Here is a 24,977-nt window from a genome sequence, read left to right as displayed (position 1 = left end):
ACGCACCTGCGGCTACTCTCCCTTGTGCCCGGATTGTCGGTCCTGGCCCGAGGGAGAGGCGGTGTCACGGTGCGCGAAGGCCGTGCGGGCCGCTGGGGGCCCGTGGCGCTGGGGTTCGGGCTGGCGCTGCTGGCGCTCGGGCCGGCGCTCGGGTGGGGGCTGGTGCTCCGGTACGACCTGCTCTTCGTGCCCGATCCGCCCCTGTGGCCGGACCGCGGCGGGTTTCCCCGGGCGGTGCCCAGCGACCTGGTCGTGGCGCTGCTGTCCCGGGTGCTGCCGGTGGAGATCGTGCAGAAGGCGGCCCTGGTCGCGGTGTTCGTGCTGGCCGCGGCCGGTGCGGCGGCGCTGGTCCCGGCGGAGCGCAGGCTCGCCCGGCTCGTGGCCGCCGCGTTCTACGCCTGGAACATCTACCTCGCCCAGCGGCTCATGCTCGGCCAGTGGGCCCTGCTCCTGGGCGTGGCCGGGCTGCCCTGGGCGATCCGCGCGCTCACCCTTGAGGGCCGTCCAGGAGCCTGGCGGTCCTGGGGGCGGCTGGGGGTGGCCTTGTTGCCGGCGGCCGTCGGCGGGTTCCAGGCGATGCTGGTCTCCTGGCTCACGCTGATGCCCGTCGCCGTCGCGCGGCGCAGGGTGCCGGTCGCCGCCGGGGTGCTGGTCGCGTACAGCCTGCCGTGGGCGGTGCCCGCGCTCGGGTCGGGCGCCGTCACGGATCCGGCGGGGGTGGACGCGTTCGCGGCCCGCGCCGACGGGCCCTTCGGCGTCCTGGGCAGCCTGCTCTCGCTCGGCGGCATCTGGAACGCCGAGGCCGGGCTGCCCGGCCAGGAGACATGGTGGACGGCGACCGCCCGGCTCCTCCTGGTCGCCGCCGGTCTGTACGGCTACGCCCGCCTGCGTACGGCCCCCGGACGGCCCGCCTGGTGGGGCGGGCTGGCGGTGGCGGCCGCGGCCGGGTTCTGCGTCGCGGCGCTGGGCGCGTTCCAGGGCGGGCGGGAGGCGCTCAAGTGGCTCATCGCCCTGTGGCCCGGGTTCGGGCCGCTGCGGGACGGCCAGGTCTATCTGGCCCCGCTGGTCCTGCTGACGGCGGTCGGCCTGGCCTCGGCCCTGCGGTCGGGGGCGCCCGCGCTGGTCGGGGTGCTGGCTCCGGTGCTGGCGCTGCCGACGTTCGCGATGGGGGCGTTCGGGCGGCTCGAAGCGGTGACGTACCCGGCGGAGTGGACGGAGGTGCGGGCGATCGTCGACGGCGACCCCGCGCCCGGCGCGCTGGTGTCGCTGCCGTGGGGCGCGCACCGGGCCTTCGCCTGGAACGGCGGGCGGGTGGTGCTCGACCCCGCGACCAAGCTGTTCCGGCGCCGCGTGTCGTGGGACGACACGCTGCTCGTCGGGCTGCCCGGCGGCGGCCGGCTGCTGGTACGCGGCGAGGACCCGCTGAACCGCCGGACCGGCGACCTGCTGGCCGCCCACGCCTACGGCGAACTGCCCGCCAGGTACCTGCTCATGGCCGCAGGCGAGAACGGGTTCCCGTCCGCCCCGCCCGGCTGGAAAACAGTCTTCGACGGAAAACAGCTCCGCTTGCTGCGGCGTTGACCGGCTGTTTCATCATGTACCGGAGGGTAACTTGCTTTATCACGGTTTGACCAATGTTATGGATTCAAGACGAAACACGTTCTAGTCTCGGCACACCGCGTCACCGGAAAGGAAGGAGTGCTTCGTGTTGCGACTTCTCGTGGCCCTGGCCATCGGAGCCCTGTTGGCGGTCGGAGCCTCCGTCGCGGTGGTCAACGTGGCGTCACCCTCGCTCACCCCGCCCAACCAGCCGCTCTACAACTACGGCACCAGGTGATCCTTCCCGCTTGACGGGGCCATACAGCGAGCACGGAGTGTGGCTCCGCCATGCCCGCATGCTCGCCGACGAGGAGTGACGGTGGTCTTTACCGGTGAGCGCAAGGCGGACACGGCCCGGCGGACCGAGTCGCGTACGCGCGACAGGAAAGCGGACGAACGACCCCTCGCCGGAGTCCGCGTGGCGATGCTCAACTTCCGCGAGCCCACGCAGTCGACGGCCGGCGGCGCCGAGGAGTACGCCTGGCAGGTCAGCCGGTTCCTGCTGACCCAGGGTGCCTCGGTCGTGTTCGTGACCGGCCGCCAGCGCGGGCAGCTCCGGACCGAAACGCTCGACGGCGTCGACCTGCGCAGGATGGGCAATCCGTACCTGGTCTACCTGCTGGTCCCGCTCTGGCTGCTGTTCCACCGGCGGCGCGTGGACGTCGTCATCGACACCATGAACGGCATCCCGTTCTTCTCCCCGCTCGTCGTCCGCCGCCGCACGCCCGTGATCAGCCTCGTCCACCATGTGCACGACCGGCAGTTCCACGCCTTCCTGCCGGCCTGGCTGGCCCGGATCGGCTGCTTCGTCGAGGGCGAGGTGGCCAGGCTGGTCTACCGGCGCTGCCTGACGATCACCGTCTCGGAGTCGTCGAGGCACGACCTGGAGGGCAAGCTGCGCTGGCTCGCGCCGATCGCCGTCGTGCCCAACGGCTGCGCCACGCCCGCGCGGGCCGAGCGGCAGGCCGGGGACGGCGATCCCGCCCTCGTGTACGCCGGCCGCCTGATCGGCCACAAGCGCATCGAGCGGGTCGTGGACCTGGCCGCCGAGCTGGGCGAGGCCTGGCCGGGCCTGCGGGTGCACATCGTGGGCCGCGGCCCCGAGCACGACGCCCTGGCCGCGCGGGTCGCGGACGCGGGACTGGACGGGCGGGTCGAGCTGCACGGCTTCCTGTCCGAGCCGGACAAGAACGCGTTGCTGGCCGCCGCCCGGCTCAACGTGACGGCCTCGGAGTTCGAGGGCTGGGGGCTGACCGTGATCGAGGCCGCCGCGCTCGGCGTGCCGACGGTGGCCTACGACGTGGCCGGGCTGCGCGACTCCGTACGGGACGGCGTCACCGGGTGGCTCGTACGGGAGGGGGAGAGCCTGGCCGAAGTGACCGGGCGCGCACTGGAGGAGCTGGCCGACCCGCGGCGGCGGGCGGAGGTGGCCGCGGCCTGCCGCGCCTGGGCCAGGGAATTTACGTGGGCCCGAACTGGGGCTAGCATGACCGGACTTATCCTGGCGAAACTCCAAGATTGCGGCGGAGCCCCTCAGTGACCCAAGCCTCGCCTGGACCCCCGGGGCAACGCGGGGACTCCACCGTCGAGAGCTACGGCGCCGAGAGCTACGAGGCGCGGATCAGGCACAGGCTGCGGCTGCTCGCCTCCTGCCTCCTGCTCGGCGCCATCGCGTTCAACACCTCGACCGAGAAGATCATCCCCGAGACGAAGCTCGACATGGCGGTCAACCCGCTGGGCTTCCTCGGCCGGGCGCTGCACCTGTGGGACGGCGCCTACTTCGGCCACCTGCAGAACCAGGCGTACGGCTACCTGTTCCCGATGGGCCCGTTCTACGCGCTCTTCCTCAAGCTCGGCATGGAGTCGTGGGCCGTCCAGCGGTTGTGGATGTCGCTGGTGTTGTGCGTCGCCTTCCTCGGCACGGTCCAGCTCGCCCGCGCGCTCGGCGTCGGCGGCCCGCACACCCGCGTACTGGCCGGCTTCGTGTACGCCCTCGCCCCCCACGCCCAGGCGCTGATCGGCATCAACTCCTCGGAGTTCCTGCCCAGCGCCGTGCTGCCGTGGATCGTCCTCCCGCTGGTCAAGGGGGCCAGGGGCGAGCTGACGCCGCGCCGGTCGGCCGCGCTGTCCGCGTTCGCCTTCCTGTTCTGCGGCGGCGTCAACGCGGTGGCCGAGCTGGCCGTGCTCGTGGTGCCGATGGTGCGCGTGCTGGCCAGGCGCGGCGGGCCGGTCAAACGCCGCCTGATCGCCTGGTGGCTGCCGCTGATCGCGCTCGCCGGGCTGTGGTGGGCCGTCCCGCTGCTGACGCTCGGCGGCTACATCTTCTCGTTCCTGCCCTACATCGAGACCGCCACCGCGACGACCGGCGTGACGTCGCTGGTCAACGCCCTGCGCGGCACGTCGAGCTGGCTCAGCTTCCTGACCGTGGACGGCCAGACCTGGCTGCCCGACGCCAACCAGCAGTCCACCGTCCCGTGGCTGATCGTGGTCACCGCGGCCGTGGCCGCGCTCGGCCCGGCGGGGCTGACGCTGCGCAGGCTGACCGAGCGGCCGTTCCTGCTGATCAGCCTGCTGTGCGGGCTCGCGATCATCACGACCGGCCATCCCGGCACGCCGCACGAGCAGTTCATGGTCGGGCTGCTCGACGGCCCGCTCGCCGCCTTCCGCAACCTGCACAAGTTCGACGCGCTGATCCGGCTGCCCGTCGCGCTCGGCTTCGCGGCGCTGCTCTCGCTCGCCCGCCCGCGCCTGCGCGCGCCCCTCACCGCGCTGGCCGCCGGGCTCGTGGCCCTGTCCGGCCTGCCCGTCCTGTACGCCGGCCTCGCCCCCACCGGCGGCTTCGCCGCCATCCCCGACCACTGGCAGCAGGCCATCTCCTGGCTCAACCGCAACGCCGGCGACGGCATGGTGCTGGCCGTGCCCGGCGCCAAACGCGGCGAGTACCTCTGGGGCCGCCCCCTGGACGAGCCGTTGCAGGCGCTCTCGCAGGCCCGCTGGGCCACGCACACGATCGTGCCGTGGGGCTCGGCCGGCATCTCGCGGCTCATGGCGGCCGTGGACGACCGCCTGGCCACGGGCAAGGGCTCGCCGGGGCTGACGGCCACGCTGCGCCGGATCGGGGTGTCGTACCTGGTGGTCAGGAACGACCTGGACCGGGCCACCATCGGCACGGCCTGGCCGGTCCGGGTGCACCAGGCACTGGAGGACTCGCCCGGCATCTCGCTCGCGGCCCGGATGGGACCGGGCGTCGGCATCGCCCAGTACGGCCAGGCCGCCGCCTGGCTGGACCAGCCCTACCCCGCGATCGAGATCTACCGGGTCGCCGGGGCCGCGCCGCTGGTCGGCACCGTGGACGCCACCCGCCCGCTGCGCGTCGGCGGCGCCCCGGAGGCCGTGCTCTCCCTGGCCGAGCAGGGCCTCCTGGACGACGACCGCCCCGTCCTGCTCAACGACGACGCGGGCGTGGTCAAGGTGCCCGCGCACGACACGATCCTGACCGACACGCTGCGCCGCCGGGAGGTCGCCTTCGCCGACCTGCGCCGAAACGCCAGCGCCACGCTCACCGCCGACGAGCCCCTGCGCGGCAGCTCGCCCTCCAACGACCTGCTCGACCCCGGCTGGGAACGGTACCTGTCCACGGCGGGCCTCACCGGCGTCGCCGGGGTGACCGCCTCCAGCTCCGAGGCCGACGTCGGCGCCGCCCCCAACAGCCGCGAGCCCGGCCACCAGCCCTTCGCCGCCCTGGACGGCGACCGGCGCACGAGCTGGCGCTCCACCGGCTGGAACGGCGCCGTGGGCGAGTGGCTGGAGGTGACCTTCGCCGACCCGCTGACGGTCCCCACGATCCAGGTGGCCTTCGAGAACTCGCCCATCGGCCCGCCGCCCAGCGAGGTCGTCGTGGAGACCGGCTCCGGCGCGCTGCGCCAGAAGGTACGCGCCACCGCCGAGCCGCAGGAACTGGCCGTGCCGAAGGGCCCGGTCGACCGGCTGCGCGTCACGGTCGCCGCCACCGCGTACGAGCCGGCGAGCAGGCTCGGCGGCCGGGTCGGCATCACCGAGCTGACCGTCCCCGGCGTCACCCCGGGACGCTCGATCGTCGTTCCCGACCCGCGCGAGGACACCGGCGAGCCCGCCACGATCGCGCTGGCCAGGACCGTCGACGTGCCCGGCTGCGTCAGGGGCTCGGCCGCCTGGAGCTGCGCCAAGGGCCACGAGGTGCTGGGCGACGACGGCAACGGCTTCGACCGCACCTTCGTCACCGGCAAGGACGGCTCGTACGGCATCTCCGGCCGCACCACGATCACCGACCGCGCCACCATCGAACGCCTCAGCACGCTGCCCGGCGACTCCCTGACCGTGCACGCCTCCTCGACCTCGGTCGACAGCGGCGCGGCGGGCGGGCGCTGGGCCTTCGACGGCGACCCCAGGACCGCCTGGTTCGCCGACCCGCTCGACCCCAGGCCGACGCTGTCCGTCGAGCTGGCCCGCGAGACGAAGTTGTCGCAGATCCGCGTCATCACGCCCGACTCCTACCTCGGCGCGCCTCCCGTCCGGGTGACGATCCGCGCGGAGGGCGGGGTCCGGCAGAGCTGGGTCGGCCCGGACGGCCTCATCCGCTTCCCGGAGATGCGGGCCAGGAAGGTCGCGCTGGAGTTCGGGGCGTCGGGCGGCCGGCCCATCGAGATCAGCGACGTCGCCTTCCCCGGCGTGCGCCCGCTCGGCGCGCTGACCGGATTCAAGCTCACGCTGCCGTGCGGGTTCGGGCCGACGCTCACCGTCGACGGCAACGAGGTGCACACCGCCGTCACCGGCGGCACGCTGCACGACGTGGTCACCGGCAGGCCGGTCACCTTCGAGACCTGCGAGCGGCTGCAACTCGTGGCCGGTCCGACCCGGCTGTCGGTACGGCCGGGGGAGTCGTACCGGATCGAGTCGGCCGTCGTCCGGCACGAGCCGGGCAGCCCGGCGGCCGGGCCCACCGTCATGCGGGAGACGCGGGTCGAGAAGTGGGCGGCCGGTGAGCGGGTCGTCCAGGTCGGCGTCAAGGACGACTCCTACCTGGTGGTCAACGAGAACTTCAACGCCGGGTGGAAGGCCACGCTGGGCGCCACGGCGCTCAAGCCGGTCCGGCTCGACGGCTGGCGGCAGGCGTGGTTCCTGCCCGCGTTCACGGCCGGGACCGTGACACTCACGTACGAGCCGGACGAGCCGTACCGGGCGGGGCTGGTCGCGGGCGGGGCGCTGGCGCTGCTCGTCGCCGGGCTGGCGCTGGTGGGGAGGGGCAGGCCGGGACGTCATCTGGCGCCCGTCCTGGCCGCCCGCCCACGGGTCCGGCACGTCGCGGTCTTCGCTGTGGCGCTCGGGTACTGGGTCGGCGGGCCGGCCGGGGCGGGCGTGGCCGGGGTGGCGTTCGTGCTGGCCGCCTGGTCGCGTCCGCTGCGCGAGGCCGAGCACCTGCGCGGGCGGCGGCGCTGGACCCTGCTGCTCGGGCCGCCCGGCGGGCTCGCGCTGTACCTGGTCGCGGCGGTCACGGTGGCGCTCGGCGCGGGTGGCCTCTGGGCTCAGCTCCTCTGCCTGCCGCTGCTCGGGCAGCTTCTCGTCGAGGTCGCGGCCAGGCGGGCGCCGGCGAGGCAGGCCACCGTACCCATCTCCGTCGCCGCGGGCGGCCCGACCATGACGAGTGTTCCGTGACCGACACGATCAAGCCGCGCGCCGGGACCGTCCTCACGGTCCCGGGCCCGGTGGCGCGGGTCGCCCGCTGGATCCGCCGCCACGGCGTCCTGCTGGCCGGGCTCGCGCTCGTCGCCGCCGCCATGGCGGGCAAGGCGGCCGTCGTCCAGGAGTCCTACTTCAAGGAGGACGACTACGAGTTCGTGGCCAGGGCGATGGAGAGCGACCTCTCCTTCGACTACCTGACCCGGATCCACTTCGGCCAGTTCATGCCGGGCGGCTTCCTGCTGGCCTGGCTCGCCTCCCGGCTGCATCCCTTCGACTGGGGATGGGCGGCCGGAACGGTGCTGGCGCTGCACGCCGTGGCCGCCCTCGGCGTGCTGCGCATGTTGCGCGTGGTCTTCGGCAGGCGGCCGGCGACGCTCGTGCCGCTCCTGGTGTTCCTCCTCGCGCCGGTCACCGTGCCCGCGCTCGCCTGGTGGGCGGCCGGGCTCAACACCGTGTTCCTCCAGGTCGCGCTGCCCATGGCGGTCGCCTCGCACTGGCATCACGTACGGACCGGCAGGTTGCGGCACGCCGTGGCCGCGGCGCTGTGGGTGCTGTTCGGCCTGCTCGGCTTCGTCAAGGGCTTCGCGCTGCCGCTGCTGCTGTTCGCCCTCACCGCCATCTACCACGGCGGCCTGCGCGCCGCCCTGCGCCGCCACCTGGCCGCCTGGGCCATGTACGCCACGGCGGTGGCGGCCTTCGGCGCGCTCTACGTCCAGCGTTCGCTGGCGGCGCCGGGCACCGGAGCACTGCCGATCTTCGACCAGGCCCTCGGCTTCCTGTGGGAGCTGCTGGGCAAGACGTTCGCCACCACCGTGCTCGGCGGGCCGTGGCGATGGTTCGCGGGCGGCGACTGGGGAGTGGCCGCGCCGCCGCTGCCGCTGGTGATCGCCTCCCTCGTGGTCCTCGCGGCGCTCGTGGCGGTCACCGGCCACTACCGCAGGCGGGCCCTCCTGGCCTGGGCCACGCTGCTGGGCTACCTGCTCGTCGCGGACGCGCTGCCGGTGTTGTGGGGACGGGTCCACCTGCTCGGCTCGTTCGCCGGCACCGACACCCGGTACGTCGCCGACGCCGTCCCGCTGCTCGCGCTGGTCGTCGGCCTGGTGCTGCTGCCGCTGCGCGGCGAGGAGGAGCCGTACCGCAGGGCGCTGCCGGGCCGGGAGCGGGTGACGGGGGCGGCCGGCGCGATGCTCGGGCTGTTCGCGGGCGCGTCGCTGGTCACGGTGACGCTCTTCGCCGGGTACATGGGGGCCGAGCGGCGGCACGACTACATCGAGACGGCCCGCGCCGAGCTGGCCAGGGCGGCCCCGGACAGCGTGATCTACGACCGGCTGGTGCCCACGGAGGTGCTGCCCAGCTCGTACCGGGCCTACAGCCTGACCTCGCGGGTGCTGGGCGCGATGGCCACGCCCGCGCTCAGAGCCAGGATGCAGGCGCCGCCCGCCGCGCTCGACGGCCTGGTCTTCGACGACCAGGGCCGGTTGCGGCCGGTGGACGTCCAGGGCATCCCGCTCGTCCCCACCACGGCGGACCGGTGCTGGCCGGTCACCGGGGGCACCGTCCAGGTGCCGCTGGACAACCGCGTCACGCGGGCCGAGGGCACCCTGGTCAGACTGGGGTACGCGGCCCGTACGGACACGACGGTCACCCTGTGGATGGGCGACCGCGCCACCGACCTGACGTTGCGCGCGGGCTTCGGCAAGGTCTTCGTGCTCGCCGTGCCCGGCGCCGACCGGATCGTCGTGCACGACGTGCCGTCCGGCCTGTGCCTGGGCGACGTGACCCCGGGACAGGCGGTGCCCAGGCCGTGAACACCCTGAGCCGCAGGAGCCTCGCGCCGGTGCTGGCCGGCGTGGGGGCCTTCCTGCTGACGCTCATCCCCCTGACCCGCCTGTACGTCTACGACCAGGTGCTCAAGGCCCCCCTCGAACAGCAGAGCATGACCAGGGCGACCGCCGAGTCCGCCACGTACGTCGATCCGGCCACCATGCGACCGGCGACCGGCGACCTGGTGCAGACCCGCTGGCTGATCGGCGACGTGCTGGCCGGCGACGGCGACCGGGCGGTGTGGGGCGAGTCGGTCTCCCTGGCCACCCGCGACGGCCACCGCCTGGACTACCACGAGCGCCGCCTGGCCTTCGACCGGCGTACGAGCGAGATCGTGAACTGCTGCGGCGAGTACCTCGACGAGGACGTGTCGATCCGGCAGACGGGACAGGCGTTCCGGTGGCCCTTCAACGCCGAGCGCCGCGACTACGCGCTGTTCGACCTGCGCCTGCGCCGCCCGGTCAGCGCCGCCTTCGACGGGGTCGAGCGGGTGCGCGGGGTCGAGACGTACCGCTACGTCCAGCGCACGCCGCGCCAGCTGGTGCCCGGCGAGACGCTGGAGCTGCCGCGCCGCCTGCTCGGCCTGACCGGCAAGGGCGACGTCGGCCTCGGCCGCTACGCCGAGATCCGGCGCACGTACTGGGTCGAGCCGGTCAGCGGCCTGCCCGTCAGGACGCGGGAGGAGGTGACCGAGACGCTGGTCACCGCCGACGGCCGGGGCCGCCTGACCGCCCTGGACGCCGACTTCCGCACCTCGGAGTCGGACGTCGCCGCCGCGCTGGCGACGGCGGCCGCCTACCGCCGCTGGATCCTGCTGCTCGGCACGGCGGCGCCGGTCGGCGGCGGCCTGCTCGGCGTGGGCTTCGTGGTGGCCGCGCTGTGGTCGTCGCGGCGACGATCACCTGCGGCGCAGGACGAGGAGCAGGTTCCAGGTGACCAGCTCGCGGATGCCAGGTAGGTGGACGACGTGCCTGGCCCAGCGGGGATGGTAGCGGGGGATCGCGTCGAGGATCTCCACGTCACGCCGCCGGCGGGCCCAGGCCAGGGGCTTGGCCACGCCGATGGCGTACATGCTCTCGCCGTAGACGTTCTTGGGTGGTCTGCCGTGGGTGCGGGCATAGCGGCGGGCGGCGTACCGGCCGCCGAGGTAGTGCCAGGGGGAGGTCTCGTGACCGCCCCAGGGCGAGAACCAGATCGTGTACGACAGGTAGACCACGCCGCCGGGCCGGGTCACCCTGACCATCTCCGACGCCATCCGCAGCGGGTCGGGGACGTGCTCCAGCACGTTGGAGGAGAAGCACACGTCCACCGAGCCGGTGGCGAGCGGCAGGTCGAGCGCGCTGCCGAGCTCGGCGTCGCGCGGCGGCACGCCGTCGCGCAGGCGCATCTCACCGGCGTCGCAGTCGACGCACAGGGGCCGCGCGCCGACCGCGCGCAGGGCGTCGGCGAAGTAGCCGGGGCCGCCCCCGATGTCGGCCACGGTGGCGCCGGCCAGGTCGGTGTACGTCGCGAGCTGGGCCACCGTGTCCCTGGCCAGGGTCCCGTAGAAGAAGTCGGGGTCGCTCTGCTCCAGGCGGAAGGCGCGCAGCAACCGGACGGATCTGCCGAGATCCGCTCGGAACGCTTCGGGGGTGTCCACGGCGCGGAGCTTACTCCAGTGGAGGGATACGTCCATGGCTGAAGACGTCAGGCGAGCCGAGCCCTTACAGATCACGATCCCGGCGGTGCGCACCGGGCCGGTCATCGGCGTCGGGCTGCTGATCATCCTGGTCTCGCTGGTGTTCCGGGCGAGCCTGCTCAGCAGGTCCTACTTCGTCGAGGACGACTTCCTCTTCGTCGCCGGGGCCGGGGACAGCGGGTTCACCTGGGACTACCTGATGAGGGTGCACAAGGGGCACCTCATGCCGGGCGCGCTCGGGCTGGTGTGGCTGCTCACCTGGATCGCGCCGTACGGCTGGGCGCTGGTGTCGTTCGTGACCGTCGCGGTGCAGGGCGCGGCCTCGGTCATGTTCCTGGTGTTGCTGCGGCGGCTGTTCGGCGACGAGGCGGGCGTGCTCGCCGCGCTGACCGTCTTCGTGTTCGCGCCGCTCACCGTGCCCGCCATGAGCTGGTGGTCGGCCGCGCTCAACGCCGTGCCGCTGCAACTCGCGCTGGTCGCGGCGCTGGCCGCGCACGTCAGGTACGTACGCGAGGGCGAGGGCCGCTGGCGCCCGCTGGCCTGGACGGCCGTCGGGATGGCCTTCTCCACCAAGGGGGTGTTCATCCCCTTCGTGCTGCTCGGGATCAGCAGCGCCTACCTCGGCAGGGGCCTGTGGGCCCGTGCCCTGCTCGCCGAGCTGCGCAGGCCCGTCTGGTGGGCCCACGGCCTGCTGCTGGCCGGGTACGCGGTGCTCTACTGGCTGCGCCGCGACACCGCCGGGGCCGACGCGCTGACCGGCCCGAAGGCCGAGGTGGTCCCCGGGCTGCTGCGCAGGCTGCTGGGCGAGACCTTCCCCACGGGCGCCGTCGGCGGCCCGCTGCGCTGGGGCGGCGTCACCTCGACCGGCGGCCTGGCCGATCCGGCGCCGGTCACGGTGGTCGTGGCGTGGGCCGTCATCGCGGCACTGGTCGTGGTGACCTGCGTGTACCGCAGGCGGGCCTGGCGGGCGTGGGCCGTCCTGGCGGCCTACGTCGTGGTCGCCGACGCGCTGCCCACCGTGATCGCGCGGGCCACGGCCTGGGACCTGGTGGGCGCCGAGACCCGGTACGTCGCCGACGCCGCCGTCCTGTTCGCGCTCTGCCTGGCCCTGGCCGTCATGCCGGTGCTCGACGAGCCCGACGTCGTACGCAGGCCGGTGCCCGCGGGCCTGCCGGCCGCCGGCGCCGCGCTGACCGCGGTCTTCCTCGTCGTGTCGCTGATCTCGATCAACACCTTCGGCGACACGCTCACCGGCGACCGGGTCAGGGCGTACCTGGACAACGTCAGGACCTCGCTGGCCACGGCCGCCGGGGACGCCGACATCTACGCGCGCCCGGTGCCGCCGCACATCGTCCTGCCGTGGAACGGCGAGCGCCGGATGACCTCGTACGTGCTCGCGCCGCTGGCCGACGACGAGACCAGGGAGCGCATGCGCGACCCGCGGCCCTCGGCCGAGCCGTACGTGCTGGACGACACGGGCAAGCTCGTCCCGGTGGGGCGGGTGGTGCCGTTCTTCGACGCGGTCAAGGGCAGTAAGTGTTACCCGGCGGGCAAGGTGTTCCCCGTCGAGTCCTTCGGCGGGCCCGGCGTGGTGGCGGCCATGTCGTACGTCAGCCCGCGGCCGGTGCAGGTCGTGGTGGAGGTCGGCGAGGTCCAGCGGGCGGCCACGCTGCCCGCGACCGGCGCGATGGGCGCGCTGTTCTACGTCCCGCACGACGGGCCGGGCAAGGGCCTGCGGATCAGCGCGGCCGGGGCGCAGGGTCAGGCGTTCTGCCTCAGGGCGGTGGCCTTCGGCGAGCCGGAGCCGGCGGCGCGCTGAGGCAGCAGGCGGATCAGCCGCCTGGCGGGCTCCTCCACGTAGCGGTGGGTGAGCCCGGCCATGGCCACTGTGATGGCGGTGACGGCGACCAGGTTGAGGAGCAGGTTGCCGGTCCACGGCTTCTGCCCGGTGAAGTCGTACCAGAGGTAGAGGATGACGAACTGCCACAGGAAGACGCCGTAGGAGATCTGGCCCAGGTAGCTCATGACCCGGCCGCCGAGAAGTTCGCGCACCCGGGTGGACCGTCCGGGCTCCAGCGCGGCCGGGGCGACCAGGCAGAAGGCGACGAGCGTGTAGAGGCCCTGCTCGTAGAACGCGGTCCAGATGCTGCCCAGACCGACCGCGCGCGGCCCGGTGAGCGGCGTCGAGGCGATGAGGTACGCCAGGCCCGCGATGACCCACAACGTGCCCCAGGAGGAGGCCAGGGCGGCGCTGAGCCGTCGCGCGCGGCCGTCCTCGGCCCTGGCCCAGACGGTCAGCACGGCCAGCGCCATGCCGGGCACGAAGAACGTCCAGGAGCGGGGCAGCCACACGTTCATCCAGGGCCGGTAGTCGGGGAAGTACTCGAAGACCGTGTACACGTACGACAGCGCGCCGAAGGCGGCCAGGCCGACGAGCAGCCGCCTGGCCCTGGTCCGCAGGTCGGGGTCGCCGCGCAGGGCGAACCTGCGCAGGATCGCGGCCATGAGCGGGAGCGTGAGGTAGAAGGTCAGCTCGACCGCGAGGCTCCACATCTGGCCGAGCCCCTTCGGTCCGAGGCCGTACCACCAGGGGGTGATGTCGTAGGTGTGCACGAGGAACAACATCTGCCCCCACGTCCACGGGTCGGCCCGGTGCGCGTCGCCCCACAGCAGCAGCGCCACGGCCACCACCAGCCAGTACGCCGGCATGATCCGGAAGAAGCGTTTCCACAGGTAGCGGCGCGTGTCCGGGGCCCGGTCGCCGAGCAGGACCTGGGCCGCCCACGGCCGATACAGCAGCAGGCCGGAGAGCGTGAAGAAGATCGGCACGCCGATCTCACCCCTGGCCAGCACGCCGCCCAGGAACCCCGGTTCCAGCGCCGTCCCCGCCTCCATGGACACGTGGAAGAGCAGGACGGCGAAGGCGGCCACGGCGCGCACGCCGTCGAGGGAGGTCTGGTGTCCTGAGACCACCGGAACCCCGCCCGAAGTAGAACCTGTTTCGGTCACGTTTCCGCATCCCTGGTGACGTCGGTCACTCGTCGCAATAACATACCGGCGAGTAGGTAGTTCGTTTCAGTACTTAACCACCCAAACAGGCGTCCGTGCACCTGCGCACATGGAGGGTCCATGAACCGGGTCGTCGTTGGCAGCGTTCTCATCGCCGTCGGGGCATTCCTCATCGTTCTGGCTCCCCTGGTGCGCCTCCAGGTCGCCCCCGCCTTCATGGCCGCCAAGGGCGACCAGTACAGCATCAGCAAGCTGCACGCCACCGGCGCCCAGTACTTCAGCATCCCCGACGGCAAGGTGCTGACCGCCGACCTCGACATCATCGTCACCACGCGCGGCGACGTGAAGGAGGCCAGCGACGACCGCGTCGTCTGGGACGAGTTCACCGCCGTCAACGACGTCACCAACAGCAAGCCCGGCATCAACTTCAGCGAGCGGCGCAGCGCCTTCGACAAGCGCTCCGGCGTCGGGCTCAACTGCTGCGGCGTCAGCATCGACAAGGCCCCGGTCCAGCTCCAGGGGCAGATCTACAAGTTCCCGTTCGACGTGGAGAAGAAGACGTACCTGGTCTTCAACTCCAGCGCGGGCAAGGCGTTCGACGCCAGGTTCGTCGGCGAGGAGCAGGTCAACGGGCTCGCCACGTACAAGTTCGAGCAGACCGTCCCCGAGACCAGGACGCAGACCCTGAACGCGCCCGCCGCCTGGTTCGGCATGGGCACCTCCGGCGACGTGCAGCTGAACCGGTTCTACTCCGGCACGGTCACCTACTGGATCGAGCCCACCACCGGCGCCCCCGTCAAGCAGGAGCAGGTCCGCAACGAGGTGCTCAAGAGCCAGGACGGCATCGAGCGCTCCAAGGCGTTCGTGGCCACCGCCAAGATGACCGACGACACGGTCAAGGGCCTGGTCGACAGCGCCGCCGACGGCAAGAGCCAGATCATGCTGATCAGGACCACCCTGCCGATCGTGCTCGACGTCGTGGGCGTCGTCCTGCTCCTGGGCGGCCTGCTGCTCGCCCTGCGCGGCCGCCGCGCCGCATGAGCCAGGGCGCGGTCGCGCGGCCCTGGTCGCCCGCGCCCGCACTGGCCCTGGCCAGGGCGGCCAGACCGCGACAATGGCTGAAGAACCTGCTCGTCCTGGCCGCCCCCATGGCGGCCGGGGTGCTCGGACAGCCGGGCCGGCTGCTCGCCGCGCTCCTGGTCCTCGCCGCCTTCTGCCTGGCCGCCAGCGGCTCCTACCTGCTGAACGACGCCTCCGACGTCGAGGCCGACCGGCTGCACCCACGTAAGCGGCACCGGCCCGTCGCCTCCGGCGCGGTGTCGGTGCGCACGGCCCGGGTGGCGGGCGTCGTCCTGCTGGTCCTCGCGCCCGCGGTCGCCGCGCTCACCGGCGGCTGGCAGTCACCCGCGGTGGTCGCCGGGTACGTCGCCCTGACGCTGGCGTACACGACGTGGCTCAAGCACCAGGAGGTCGTGGACCTCATCGCGGTCGCCGGATGCCACGTGATCAGGGCCTACGCCGGGGCGGTCGCCGTGGGCGTGCCGGTGACCGGGTGGTTCCTGGTGGTCGTCTCGCTGGCCGCGCTGCAGCTCGTGGCCGGCAAGCGCGAGGCCGAACTGCGCGCCCGGGGCGTGTCCGGCACGCGGGCCACGCTCGCCGCGTATCCGGCCGCCTACCTGACGCACGTACGGATCATGGCGTCCGGGGCGATGATCGTCACGTACTGCCTGTGGGCGCTGAACGCGCACGATAACGTGTTCTACGGACTCAGCATCGTGCCGTTCCTGCTCCTCGTGCTCCGGCACAACCTGCTCGTCGAGCGGGGGAGCGGGGAGGAGCCCGAGGAGCTGGTGATCCGCGACCGGCCCACCCTCGTCTTCGCCGCCACGCTGGTCGTCCTGGTGGCACTGGGGATCTACGCATGAGCACGTTGCTCACCGGCTGGGGGCGCACCTCGCCCACTCCGGCCGACCTGCGGCGTCCCCGTACCCTGGCCGAGCTGCGTGACCTCGTGCTGGCCGCGCCGGGCCGCGGGGTCGTCGCCCGGGGCCTCGGCCGCTCGTACGGCGACGCCGCCCAGAACGCCGGCGGCCTCGTCCTCGACTGCACCGGTCTGGACGACTGGAGCTTCGACGAGCGTTCGGGCGTCGTGACCGCCGCGGGCGGGGTCAGCCTGCACGACCTGATGACGGCGCTGGTGCCCCGGGGCTGGTTCGTGCCCGTGAGCCCCGGCACCAGGCACGTCACCGTCGGCGGGGCCGTCGCGGCCGACGTGCACGGCAAGAACCACCACCGCGACTCCTCCTTCGGCGCGCACGTCCGCTCACTCACCCTCGTGACCGCCGACGGCGCCGCCAGGGTGCTGCGTCCCGGCGACCCGCTCTTCCTGGCGACCGTCGGCGGCATGGGGCTGACCGGGGTGGTGGCGGAGGCGACGTTCGGCTGCGTGCCGGTCGAGACGCCGAGCATGCGGGTGGACGTACGGCGCACCGCCGACCTGGACGAGACCCTCGACGTCATGACCCGCACCGACGACCGCTACCGCTACACGGTCGCCTGGATCGACCTGCTCGCCCGCGGCCGTTCGATGGGCCGCAGCGTCCTGACCAGGGGCGACCACGCGCCCCGCGACGCGGGGAAGCCGCCGCCGGTCTTCGCGCCGCGCGCCCGGCTGCACGCGCCGCCGTGGGTGCCGGACGGGCTGCTCAACGGGCTCAGCGTGCGCGCCTTCAACGAGGTCTGGTACCGCCGGGCGCCGCGGAGCGCGACGGTCACGCAGGGCATCGCGCCGTTCTTCCATCCGCTCGACTTCGTCGAGGGCTGGAACCGCATGTACGGCTCGCGCGGCTTCGTTCAGTACCAGTTCGTGGTGCCGTTCGGCGCGGAGGAGACGTTGCGCGGCATCGTCGGGTCGTTGTCGGCGCACGGGACGGTGTCGTTCCTGACGGTGCTCAAGCGGTTCGGTCCCGGTTCGGGTGGTTTCCTGTCCTTCCCCGTGCCCGGCTGGACCCTCGCCCTGGACATCCCCGCCGGTCAGCGCGGCCTGAGCGGGCTCCTGCGCGGCTTCGACGAGCGCGTAGCGGCGGCCGGGGGGCGGGTCTACCTGGCCAAGGACGCGCGGCTGCGCGCCGACATGATGGCGGCGATGTACCCGGAACTGGCACGATGGCGGACCATCAGGGACGAGGCCGACCCCACGGGCCTGTTCCGCTCGGACCTGTCCAGGAGACTGCGACTGTGAACCCCAGCACTTCGGCTCGGAGGGCGGCTTCGCTTCCGAGGGTGCCTTCGCTTCGGATGGCGGCTTCCCCTCGGCGGGCGGCTTCGCTTCGGGAGGTGGCCGCGTGAGGGACGCGCTCGGGGCCGTGGGCAGCGTGCTGCTGCTGGGCGGGCGCAGCGAGATCGGCATGGAGATCGTCCGGCTGCTGGTCGGGCTCGGCGCGAGCAGGGTGGTGCTGGCCGCCCGGGGCGACCTCGCGCCGCCGGCGGGCCTGGACGCGGAGGTGCACGTCCTGCCGTTCGACGCCCTGGACGTGCGGTCGCACGCCGCCGTCCTGGCCAAGGCCGTGGACCTGGTCGGGGACCTCGACGTGGTGATCTCCGCGTTCGGCGTGCTCGGCAGCCAGGACGACTACGACGCCGACCCGGCCGCCGCCGCCGAGGCCGTCGCGGTCAACTACGGCGGCCACGTCTCGGTGGGCCTGCACGCCGCCCGGGTCCTGCGCGCGCAGGGACACGGCACCCTCGTGATGCTCTCGTCGGTCGCCGGCGCCCGGGTGCGCAAGGCCAACTTCGTCTACGGCTCGGCCAAGGCCGGGCTCGACGGGTTCGCCCAGGGGCTCGGCGACGCGCTGCACGGTTCGGGCGCGCGCGTGCTGATCGTCCGTCCGGGCTTCGTCGTCGGCCGGATGACGAAGGGCCTGCCGCCCGCGCCCCTGTCCTCGACGCCCCGCCAGGTGGCCCTGGCCACCGTACGGGCGCTGCGGGAGGGGGCGTCGTCGGTGTGGGTGCCGCGCGCGCTCGGGCCGGCGTTCGGGCTGCTGCGCCTGCTCCCGCGGCCCCTCTGGCGCAGGCTGCCGCGCTAGAACCGGTTCCGGTACGCCGGGCCGTACCGACGGAAGGTTCTAGAGTAGAACACGTTGCAGTTCGGCGGTCGGGCGGCTTATCGTCGGGCCATGCGGACACGTGTCACGGACATGTTCGGAATCGAGCTCCCGATCTTCGCGTTCAGCCACTGCAGGGACGTGGTCGCCGCGGTCAGCCGCGCGGGCGGCATGGGAGTGCTCGGCGCGCTCTACTTCACCCCGGAAGAGCTCGAGACCGAGCTCAAGTGGATAGACGACCACGTGGACGGCAAACCGTACGGGGTGGACGTGGTCATGCCCGCCTCCTACGAGGGCGCCGACTTCGCCCCCGAGGAGCTGGTCGGCCGCCTCCAGGCCATGATCCCCGAGGGCCATCGGGCGTTCGTCGAGAACCTGCTCGGCAAGCACGGCGTCCCGCCCCTGTCGTCCGACGCCGACCCCGGCAGGGTCCTGCTCGGCTGGACGGACGCCACCGCCCGCCCGCAGGTCGAGGTCGCCCTCCGCCACCCCATCGCGCTCCTGGCCAACGCCCTCGGCCCGCCCCCCGCCGACGTCGTGGACCTCGCCCACCGGCACGGCGTCAAGGTCGCCGCCCTCGCCTCGACCCCCCGCCACGCGCTCAAGCAGGTGGAGGTGGGCGTGGACGTCGTCGTCGCCCAGGGCACCGAGGCCGGCGGCCACACCGGCGAGATCTCCACCATGGTGCTCATCCCGCAGGTGGTGGACGCCGTGGACGTCCCCGTGCTCGCGGCCGGCGGCATCGGGAACGGCCGGCAGATGGCGGCCGGCATGGCGCTGGGCGCCGAAGGTGTCTGGACCGGCTCCCTGTGGCTCACCGTGGACGAGGCCGACACCCCCGAGATGGCGAAACGCCGCATCCTGGAGGCCACCTCCCGCGACACCGTGCGCTCCCGGAGCTGGACCGGCAAGCCGGCCCGCCTGCTCAGGAACGAGTGGACCGAGGCGTGGGAGGCGGAGGAGTCGCCCGGGACCCTGCCGATGCCGCTGCAGTTCATGCTCGTGTCGGACGCGCTGCGCCGGATCGGCCGTTCGGACGCCTCCGAGCTGGCCACGTTCCCCGCCGGGCAGGTCATCGGCCTCACCAACCAGGTGCGCTCCACCAAGGACGTGATGTTCGGGCTCGTGGAGGAGTACGCGGAGGCCCTGGAACGCCTCGACCGGATCACCCAGGACTGATCGTCCGGCTGTTACCGTTGGGGGGTGTCGGTCCTGTATGTGCCGTACCACCTCGATGAGCACCAGCCCGATCTCAACGTCCCGCTGCCCGGTGGCGTCCCCGTCGCCGAGTTCGCCGTGGAGCTGCCCGGACCCGACGTCTGGTCCCGCCTCGGGCAGCTCTACGACGCCGTCGCCGCCACCGTCGAGCGGACCGTACGGGCAGGGACCCTGCCCGTCGTGGTCTCCGGCGACTGCACGGTGTCGATCGGCATGACGGCGGGGCTGCAACGCGCCGGGCTCGACCCCTCGATCGTCTGGATCGACGCCCACGGCGACCTCCAGACGCTGGAGACGACGCCGTCCGGCTACCTCGGCGGCATGGCGCTGCGTTTCCTGCTCGGCTACCGGCCCGACCACGTCGCCGACCGGCTGGCCCTGCGCCCGCCGGCCGAGGAGCGCGTACTCCTCGTGGACGCCCGCGACCTCGATCCGCCCGAGGCCGACTACCTGGCGTCGTCGGGCGTGAGCCGGTCGGGCCTCGACGCGCTGACGCCCGAGACCCTGCCGCCCGGTCCGATCCTGCTCAACCTCGACCTGGACGTCCTCGACCCGTCCTGCCTGCCGGGGCTGAGGTACCCGGCGGCGGACGGGCCCGGCGTCGCGGCCCTGCTGCGGGCCGCGCGCGTGGTGCTGGACAGCGGGCGGCTCGCCGCCCTCAACCTCGCCTGCACCTGGCATCCGGGCCGTGCGGACCCGGACGGCACCCGTGAACACCTGGTGACGACGATCCTCGCCGACCTTCGAGCCCAACAGGCCTGAGCACCCCGCCGGGCCCGATCCGTGCACCCCGCCGCCCCGGCCCCCGCGCCCCGCCCCCGTCCCGCCTTTCCTGCGTCAGTCGAACATGCCCGGCTGGTAGCCGCCCGCCGGCTGCTGGGTGATGACGTTCACCCGGTTGAAGGCGTTGATGAGGGCGATGAGCGACACCAGCGCGCCGAGCTGCTCCTCGTCGAAGTGCTTGACCGCGTTCGCCCAGACCTCCTCCGGCACCCCGCCGGCCGCGTCGGCGCTGCGGGTGCCCTGCTCGGCCAGCTCCAGCGCCGCCCGCTCGGCCTCGGTGAACACCGTGGCCTCCCGCCACGAGGCGATCAGGTTGAGCCGCACCGAGGTCTCCCCGGCGTGCGCCGCGTCCTTGGTGTGCATGTCGGTGCAGAAGCCGCACCCGTTGATCTGGCTGGCACGGATCTTCACCAGTTCCTGCGTCGCGATCGGCAGTGTCGAGCCGGTGATGATCTTGTTCGAGCTGATGAGGTGCTTCAGCACCTTGACCGTGACCTGGTTCTCGAACAGGTTCATACGAGCTTCCATGATGCGCTCCTTGCCGTGGTTCGCTGCTTCCACCTCTCTGACGGGACAGCTCACGACTTCATGACAGGAACGGATGTGACATGCGTCTCCCCGCCGCGCACCCGGACGGCGAGGAGAGGTCAGCGGCCTTCGTAGCGGGGTGGGCGCTTTTCACGGAAGGCGCGGGTGCCCTCCTTGGCGTCCTCCGAGCCGATCACCGGCCATCCCAGCTCGTCCGACACCTTCAGCGCCTCCGGCTCCGGCATTCCCAGCGTGTCCCGGTACGTCCGAAGGATGGCCTGCACCGCCAGCGGCCCCGAGCTCGCGATGTCCTCCGCCAGTTCCCGGGCCGTGGCCAGCGCCTGCCCGTCCGGTACGACCCGGTTGACCAGCCCCATCGCCAGAGCCTCGGCCGAGGTGACGGCACGGCCGGTGAGCAGCAGGTCCATCGCGTGGCAGTACGGGATCTGCCGGGGGAGCCGCACCGCGCAGCCGCCCATCGGAAAGAGTGCGCGTTTGGCCTCGAAGAGCCCCAGGGTGGCCGATTCCGCCACGACCCGCAGATCCGTCCCGACCAGCAGCTCCGTACCGCCGGCCACCGCGTAGCCCTCGACAGCGCTGATGATCGGCTTTGTCGGCAAATCCTCCCTTAAAAGCCCTTTCCAGTGAAAATTCGGGATCTGGGCGGCCCTTGCTTGGACCTCCGGATCGGTCGAGGGTTGGCCCATGGCCTTGAGGTCGGCCCCGGCGCAGAACGTCCCTTCCGCCCCGGTCAGGATCGCGACCCGGATCGACGGCTCGGCCGACGCGTACGCCCACGCCGAGGCCAGCCCGATCAGCATGTCCGAGGAGAGGGCGTTGCGGGCCTCCGGCCGGTTCATCGTGACGGTCAGGACGTGGCCGTCGCGTTCCACCCGGCAGTGCGGGGTGCTGATCGGCAGAAGCTCCATGTACGCCTCCCAAGTCCCAGAAGCTACTGAATCAAGCGCTTGCTACGAACTTTACCCGCGGGATACGCTCCCCACAGCAAACGAGAACAAGTTCCTGTTTTGCTACGCCTGAGCTGAGGAGATCAGATGGGCACGCTCGGTTTCTGGAGGCTGGCGCAGGCGGATCCCGAGTGGATCGCGGCCGTCGACCCCGACGGCACGGAGCACCGCGCGGGTGACCTCCTGGCCCGCTCGAACCGCCTCGTCCACGGGTTACGCGAGCTCGGCCTACAGCCGGGCGACGGCATCTGCGGCCTGGTCCCGAACGGTGCGGACGGCCTCGTCCTCTATCTGGCCGCGCTCCAGGCGGGCTGGTACTACACGCCGATCAACTGGCATCTCACCGGCCCCGAGATCGGCTACATCGTCTCCGACAGCGAGGCCAAGGCGTACTTCGTCCATCCCAGGTTCCTCCAGGAGGGCGTCAGGGGAGCCGAGGCGATCGAGCCGCACCGCCGCTTCCTCCTCGGGGACGGCAAGCAGGACGGCTTCCGCCCGGCGGCCGAGCTGACCGACGGGCAGCCGGACACCGCGCCGCCCGACCGTACGGCCGGGGCCACCATGCACTACACCTCCGGCACCACCGGCAGGCCCAAGGGCGTCAGGCGCACGCTGAGCGGCCTCGACCCCGACGACGGCGCCGAGCTGATGACCTTCCTCCTCGGCCTGTTCGGCATCACGGCCGGACCACCCAACGCGCACCTGGTCACCTCCCCGAGCTACCACACCGCTGTCACCCAGTTCGGCGGCAGCGCGCTGCACATGGGCCACACCCTCGTCTACATGGACAAGTGGGACGCCGAGGACACGCTCCGGCTGTGCGAGCGCTACCGCGTCACGAACTCCCACCTGGTCCCCACGCACTTCAAGCGCCTGCTCGCGCTCCCCGGGTCCACCAGGGCCGGGTACGACCTGTCCTCGCTCAAGTGGATGATCCACGCCGCCGCCCCCTGCCCGGTCCCGGTCAAATGGGCGATGTTCGAGTGGTGGGGCGACTGCATCTACGAGTACTACGCGGCCACCGAGGGCGGCGGCACCCTGGCCACGCCCGAGGGCTGGAAGTCCCACCCGGGAACGGTCGGCTCCGCCTGGCCGATCAGCGAGCTGCTGATCGCGGACGACCAGGGCGAACCCGTACCGACCGGCAGCCCCGGGACGATCTACATGAAGATGATGGGCGTGCCCTTCGAGTACAAGGGCGACCCCGCCAAGACCGCCGCGAACCGGCTCAAGGACTACTTCACGGTCGGCGACATCGGATACCTGGACGAGGACGGCTTCCTCTTCCTCTGCGACCGCAAGGCCGACATGATCATCTCCGGCGGGACGAACATCTACCCGGCCGAGATCGAGAACGAGCTCATGGTCCACCCCAAGGTGGCGGACGTGGCCGTGTTCGGCATCCCGGACGACGACTGGGGCGAGCAGATCAAGGCCGTCGTCGAGCCCGCGCCGGGGATCGCGCCGGGCCCCGAGCTCGCGGCCGAGCTGATCGCCTCGCTGGAGGGCCGCCTGGCCCGGATGAAGTGGCCCAAGAGCGTCGACTTCATCGCGGAGATGCCCCGTGAGCCCAACGGCAAGCTGCTCAAACGCAAGCTCCGCGCACCGTACTGGGAGGGTCACGACCGTGCCATCTGACGATCCGCTGGTCGCCCGGCATGTCCTGGAGTTCCCCGGCGGCTACACCCGGACGACCGGGCCGGTGATCGGGCGTTTCCTCACCGAGTTACGCGGCCGCCGCATCGTGGGAGTGCGTACGAAAGAGGGCAAGGTCCTCGTACCGCCCCTCGAATACGACCCCGCCACCGGCGAGCCCGTCACCCCCGAGTACGTCGAGGTCGGCCCCGCCGGCACGGTCACCTCCTGGGCCTGGGTGCCCGAGCCCCTGCCGGGCCACCCGCTCGACCGCCCCTTCGCCTGGGCCACGATCCTGCTGGACGGCGCCGACACCGCCCTCGTGCGCGGCGTGGCCGCCGACGACCCCAAGGCGCTGTCGAAGGGCTCCCGCGTCTGGCCGGTCTGGCGCGACCGGCCCACCGGCCACATCACCGACATCGCCCACTTCGCGCCCGAGGTCACGAAGATCGTGTCCAACGTGCGCGCCGAGTACCGCCTCCAGGCCGGCGGCTCGCTCCGCGTCTTCCTGGAGGGCGTCGAACGCGGCGTCTTCCTCGGCGGGCGCTGCGACCAGTGCGACAAGGTGTACGTGCCGTACCGGATGTCCTGCCCCCAGTGCGGAAGCCTGATCGCGGACACGCTCGAAGTGCCCGACACCGGGACGATCACCACGTTCGCCATCAACAACCTGCCGGATCCGCGTGCTCCGGAAGTGCCGTTCGTCTCCGCCTACATCCTGCTCGACGGCACCGACATCCCCATGATCGCCCTGATCGGGGACATACCCGCGCACGAGGTGCGCCAGGGCATGCGGGTCAGGGCCGTGTGGGTGCCCGAGGAGGAACGGACCAAGTCCATGGCGAACATCCGCTGGTTCGCCCCCACCGGCGAGCCCGACGTGGAGCTGTCATGAGAGAGGTCGCGATCGTCGCGTTCGCGCAGACCCGCCACACCGACCACGACACCGGGCTGACCGAGCCCGAACTGATCCTGCCCGTGATCAGCGAGGTCAAGGAGCGGACCGGGCTGACCAGGTTCGGCTTCACCTGCTCGGGGAGCTGCGACTACCTGGCGGGCGCGCCGTTCTCGTTCGTCAGCGCGCTCGACGCCCTCGGCGCCTGGCCGCCCATCTCCGAGAGCCACGTCGAGATGGACGGCGCCTGGGCCCTGTACGAAGCCTGGGTACGCCTCCAGCACGGTGACATCGACTCGGCCCTGGTCTACGGCTTCGGCAAGTCGTCGCTCGGCGACCTGCGCACGATCATGACTCTCCAGCTCGACCCCTACTACCTCGAACCTCTCGGCCTCGACCAGCTCTCCCTGGCCGCACTCCAGGCGAACGCGCTCGACGCGGACAGAAAGGACCTGGACGAGATCGTCCGGAGATCCCGGGCGGACGGCAGGAGCAACCCGTACGCGCTCGACCTGCCCGATCCGGACGACGAGGACGTCGCGGTCGGACCGCTCAGGAAGACGGACGTGCCGCCCGTCACGGACGGCGCGGCGGCGATCGTGCTCGCCACGGACGAACTGGCCCGGCGGCTCACCAGCCGGCCCGCCTATATCAGGGGCATCGCCCATCGCATCGAGCCCCACTACCTGGGCGTCCGGGACCTGGCCCGGTCGGCGTCCGCGGCCGACGCCGCACGTGCCGCGGGGGTCGGCAAGGGGCCGGTCGAGGTGGCCGAGCTGCACGCCCAGTTCCCGCACGAGGAGCTCATCCTGCGCCAGGCGCTGGAGCTGGGCGGCGACACCGTGATCAACCCCTCCGGCGGCCCGATGGCCGCCAACCCCGTCATGGCCACGGGACTCATCCGCATCGGCGAGGCCGCGCGGCACATCCTCGACGGCGGCGCGAGCCGCACCGTCGGGCACGCCGCCGGCGGCCCCTGCCTTCAGCACAACCTCGTCACGGTCCTGGAGGCGTGAACC

20 protein-coding genes are annotated in these 24,977 nt (G+C 72.5%); 16 read left to right on the top strand and 4 right to left on the bottom strand.

The window, feature by feature from the left end; translation table 11 throughout:
* Positions 1-69: 69 nt before the first annotated feature.
* The 6 genes from DMB42_RS08425 to DMB42_RS53030 all read left to right on the top strand — a co-directional run bounded on the left by DMB42_RS08425 (position 70) and on the right by DMB42_RS53030 (position 10,099).
* The gene (locus DMB42_RS08425) at positions 70-1,581 is read left to right on the top strand and encodes a hypothetical protein (RefSeq protein WP_260477563.1); all 1,512 of its coding nucleotides are present in this window, start codon (positions 70-72) and stop codon (positions 1,579-1,581) included.
* A gap of 124 nt (positions 1,582-1,705) precedes the next feature.
* Positions 1,706-1,837, top strand: a complete 132-nt coding sequence (locus DMB42_RS54840) for a hypothetical protein (protein WP_260477562.1) — start codon at positions 1,706-1,708, stop codon at positions 1,835-1,837.
* An 81-nt stretch (positions 1,838-1,918) separates the two neighbouring features.
* Positions 1,919-3,139 (top strand): glycosyltransferase family 4 protein, encoded by a 1,221-nt coding sequence (locus tag DMB42_RS08420; protein ID WP_260477561.1) that lies wholly within the window; start codon positions 1,919-1,921, stop codon positions 3,137-3,139.
* Positions 3,136-7,290: an alpha-(1->3)-arabinofuranosyltransferase gene (locus tag DMB42_RS08415; RefSeq protein WP_185844525.1), complete on the top strand. Its 4,155-nt coding sequence runs from the start codon at positions 3,136-3,138 to the stop codon at positions 7,288-7,290. The genes DMB42_RS08420 and DMB42_RS08415 overlap by 4 nt, the downstream gene beginning before the upstream one ends.
* The gene (locus DMB42_RS53035; RefSeq protein ID WP_185844524.1) at positions 7,287-9,125 is read left to right on the top strand and encodes a hypothetical protein; all 1,839 of its coding nucleotides are present in this window, start codon (positions 7,287-7,289) and stop codon (positions 9,123-9,125) included. The genes DMB42_RS08415 and DMB42_RS53035 overlap by 4 nt, the downstream gene beginning before the upstream one ends.
* Entirely contained in the window at positions 9,122-10,099 is a 978-nt protein-coding gene (locus tag DMB42_RS53030; RefSeq protein ID WP_185844523.1) for a DUF3068 domain-containing protein, read from the top strand. The genes DMB42_RS53035 and DMB42_RS53030 overlap by 4 nt, the downstream gene beginning before the upstream one ends.
* Here DMB42_RS53030 and DMB42_RS08405 read toward each other — a convergent pair.
* The gene (locus DMB42_RS08405; protein ID WP_396981484.1) at positions 10,040-10,780 is read right to left on the bottom strand and encodes a class I SAM-dependent methyltransferase; all 741 of its coding nucleotides are present in this window, start codon (positions 10,778-10,780) and stop codon (positions 10,040-10,042) included. The genes DMB42_RS53030 and DMB42_RS08405 overlap by 60 nt on opposite strands.
* A gap of 34 nt (positions 10,781-10,814) precedes the next feature.
* Here DMB42_RS08405 and DMB42_RS08400 point away from each other — a divergent pair, with 34 nt between their 5' ends.
* Entirely contained in the window at positions 10,815-12,638 is a 1,824-nt protein-coding gene (locus DMB42_RS08400) for a hypothetical protein (RefSeq protein ID WP_125632261.1), read from the top strand.
* Here DMB42_RS08400 and DMB42_RS08395 read toward each other — a convergent pair.
* The gene (locus DMB42_RS08395; protein ID WP_185844522.1) at positions 12,581-13,828 is read right to left on the bottom strand and encodes an acyltransferase; all 1,248 of its coding nucleotides are present in this window, start codon (positions 13,826-13,828) and stop codon (positions 12,581-12,583) included. The genes DMB42_RS08400 and DMB42_RS08395 overlap by 58 nt on opposite strands.
* Positions 13,829-13,948: 120 nt before the next feature.
* On the opposite strand from DMB42_RS08395, the gene DMB42_RS08390 reads away from it, so the two are divergent.
* The 6 genes from DMB42_RS08390 to DMB42_RS08365 all read left to right on the top strand — a co-directional run bounded on the left by DMB42_RS08390 (position 13,949) and on the right by DMB42_RS08365 (position 19,911).
* Positions 13,949-14,869 carry a DUF3068 domain-containing protein gene (locus DMB42_RS08390; protein WP_125632257.1) on the top strand — a complete coding sequence of 307 codons (921 nt, stop codon included), beginning with the start codon at positions 13,949-13,951 and terminating at the stop codon, positions 14,867-14,869.
* Positions 14,866-15,753: a decaprenyl-phosphate phosphoribosyltransferase gene (locus DMB42_RS08385; RefSeq protein ID WP_125632255.1), complete on the top strand. Its 888-nt coding sequence runs from the start codon at positions 14,866-14,868 to the stop codon at positions 15,751-15,753. Before DMB42_RS08390 ends, DMB42_RS08385 begins: the two co-directional genes overlap by 4 nt.
* Positions 15,750-17,069, top strand: a complete 1,320-nt coding sequence (locus DMB42_RS08380; RefSeq protein WP_125632253.1) for an FAD-binding oxidoreductase — start codon at positions 15,750-15,752, stop codon at positions 17,067-17,069. The genes DMB42_RS08385 and DMB42_RS08380 overlap by 4 nt, the downstream gene beginning before the upstream one ends.
* A gap of 103 nt (positions 17,070-17,172) precedes the next feature.
* Positions 17,173-17,913 (top strand): SDR family NAD(P)-dependent oxidoreductase, encoded by a 741-nt coding sequence (locus tag DMB42_RS08375; RefSeq protein ID WP_125632251.1) that lies wholly within the window; start codon positions 17,173-17,175, stop codon positions 17,911-17,913.
* A 90-nt stretch (positions 17,914-18,003) separates the two neighbouring features.
* Positions 18,004-19,110 (top strand): nitronate monooxygenase, encoded by a 1,107-nt coding sequence (locus DMB42_RS08370; protein ID WP_125632250.1) that lies wholly within the window; start codon positions 18,004-18,006, stop codon positions 19,108-19,110.
* Positions 19,111-19,134: 24 nt separating this feature from the next.
* Complete coding sequence (locus DMB42_RS08365) at positions 19,135-19,911, top strand: arginase family protein (protein WP_125632248.1); 777 nt, start codon at positions 19,135-19,137, stop codon at positions 19,909-19,911.
* Positions 19,912-19,986: 75 nt separating this feature from the next.
* On the opposite strand, the gene DMB42_RS08360 is transcribed toward DMB42_RS08365, so the two are convergent.
* Positions 19,987-20,460, bottom strand: a complete 474-nt coding sequence (locus DMB42_RS08360; RefSeq protein WP_125632246.1) for a carboxymuconolactone decarboxylase family protein — start codon at positions 20,458-20,460, stop codon at positions 19,987-19,989.
* A gap of 119 nt (positions 20,461-20,579) precedes the next feature.
* Positions 20,580-21,389 carry a crotonase/enoyl-CoA hydratase family protein gene (locus DMB42_RS08355; RefSeq protein WP_125632244.1) on the bottom strand — a complete coding sequence of 270 codons (810 nt, stop codon included), beginning with the start codon at positions 21,387-21,389 and terminating at the stop codon, positions 20,580-20,582.
* 126 nt (positions 21,390-21,515) lie between these two features.
* Between DMB42_RS08355 and DMB42_RS08350 the strand changes: the two genes are divergently transcribed.
* From DMB42_RS08350 to DMB42_RS08340, 3 genes are read left to right on the top strand one after another with little or no spacing between them, the layout of a single operon-like run.
* Positions 21,516-23,066, top strand: a complete 1,551-nt coding sequence (locus tag DMB42_RS08350) for an acyl-CoA synthetase (protein WP_125632242.1) — start codon at positions 21,516-21,518, stop codon at positions 23,064-23,066.
* On the top strand, positions 23,056-23,958 hold the full coding sequence (locus tag DMB42_RS08345; RefSeq protein ID WP_260477560.1) for a Zn-ribbon domain-containing OB-fold protein: 903 nt from the start codon (positions 23,056-23,058) through the stop codon (positions 23,956-23,958). Before DMB42_RS08350 ends, DMB42_RS08345 begins: the two co-directional genes overlap by 11 nt.
* Positions 23,955-24,974, top strand: coding sequence for a thiolase domain-containing protein (locus DMB42_RS08340; protein WP_125632240.1), 1,020 nt, complete (start codon positions 23,955-23,957; stop codon positions 24,972-24,974). The genes DMB42_RS08345 and DMB42_RS08340 overlap by 4 nt, the downstream gene beginning before the upstream one ends.
* Positions 24,975-24,977 lie beyond the last annotated feature (3 nt).

The sequence above is a fragment of the Nonomuraea sp. WAC 01424 genome (assembly GCF_003947315.1).
Lineage (GTDB): Bacteria > Actinomycetota > Actinomycetes > Streptosporangiales > Streptosporangiaceae > Nonomuraea > Nonomuraea spiralis.
This window is presented reverse-complemented; position numbering and strand designations above follow the sequence as displayed.

Coding starts and splice junctions, on each gene's coding strand:
- DMB42_RS08360 (WP_125632246.1), bottom strand. CDS start 20,460: ATGGAAGCTCGTATGAACCTGTTCGAGAACCAGGTCACGGTCAAGGTG.
- DMB42_RS08400 (WP_125632261.1), top strand. CDS start 10,815: ATGGCTGAAGACGTCAGGCGAGCCGAGCCCTTACAGATCACGATCCCG.
- DMB42_RS08340 (WP_125632240.1), top strand. CDS start 23,955: ATGAGAGAGGTCGCGATCGTCGCGTTCGCGCAGACCCGCCACACCGAC.
- DMB42_RS08355 (WP_125632244.1), bottom strand. CDS start 21,389: ATGGAGCTTCTGCCGATCAGCACCCCGCACTGCCGGGTGGAACGCGAC.
- DMB42_RS08390 (WP_125632257.1), top strand. CDS start 13,949: ATGAACCGGGTCGTCGTTGGCAGCGTTCTCATCGCCGTCGGGGCATTC.
- DMB42_RS08385 (WP_125632255.1), top strand. CDS start 14,866: ATGAGCCAGGGCGCGGTCGCGCGGCCCTGGTCGCCCGCGCCCGCACTG.
- DMB42_RS08380 (WP_125632253.1), top strand. CDS start 15,750: ATGAGCACGTTGCTCACCGGCTGGGGGCGCACCTCGCCCACTCCGGCC.
- DMB42_RS08350 (WP_125632242.1), top strand. CDS start 21,516: ATGGGCACGCTCGGTTTCTGGAGGCTGGCGCAGGCGGATCCCGAGTGG.
- DMB42_RS08370 (WP_125632250.1), top strand. CDS start 18,004: ATGCGGACACGTGTCACGGACATGTTCGGAATCGAGCTCCCGATCTTC.